Origin of the sequence: Haloferax sp. Atlit-6N (genome assembly GCF_003383195.1) — an archaeon.
Classification (GTDB): Archaea; Halobacteriota; Halobacteria; order Halobacteriales; family Haloferacaceae; genus Haloferax; species Haloferax gibbonsii.
On sequence record NZ_QEQJ01000195.1, the window covers coordinates 1 to 514 of the forward strand.

The 514-nt window shown below is 66.0% G+C and carries 1 pseudogene; it reads left to right on the forward strand.

From position 1 onward, the window contains the following. Positions 1-2 precede the first annotated feature (2 nt). Positions 3-514 (forward strand): annotated as a pseudogene (locus tag DEQ92_RS21900) (fructose-bisphosphate aldolase); the annotation flags it as partial.

Genomic DNA, 514 nt, shown 5'->3' on the forward strand with positions numbered 1-514 from the left:
GCATCTCGACAGGGGGGCGATGCCTCGTCGTCCCGATGGACCACGGCATCACACTCGGCCCTGTAAAGGGCCTCGTAGGTCTCGAATCGACAGTCGACTCGATCACGCGCGGCGGCGCAGACGCCGTCCTCACGCAGAAAGGCGTCGCACCGCGCGTCCACGGAAACAAGAACGGGAAAGGCTACATCGTTCACCACAACGGCTCGACGGTCATCGGTCCAGACGAAGAGGACAAACGGCGGACGGGCTCGGTCGAAGAAGCGCTCCGCGCGGGTGCGGACGCGGTCTCCTTCCACATCAACATCGGCAGCGATCACGAGCCCGATCAGCTGACCGAACTCGGCGATCTGACCGAAACCGCCCACAGGCTCGGCATTCCGGTCCTCGCGATGAGCTACGCGCGCGGGCCGGGCGTGGACGAACACGACGCCGAGAGCCTCGCACACGCCGTCCGCATCGCCGAGGAACTCGGTGCCGACGTCGTGAAGACCGCCTACTCCGGCGACGCTGACTA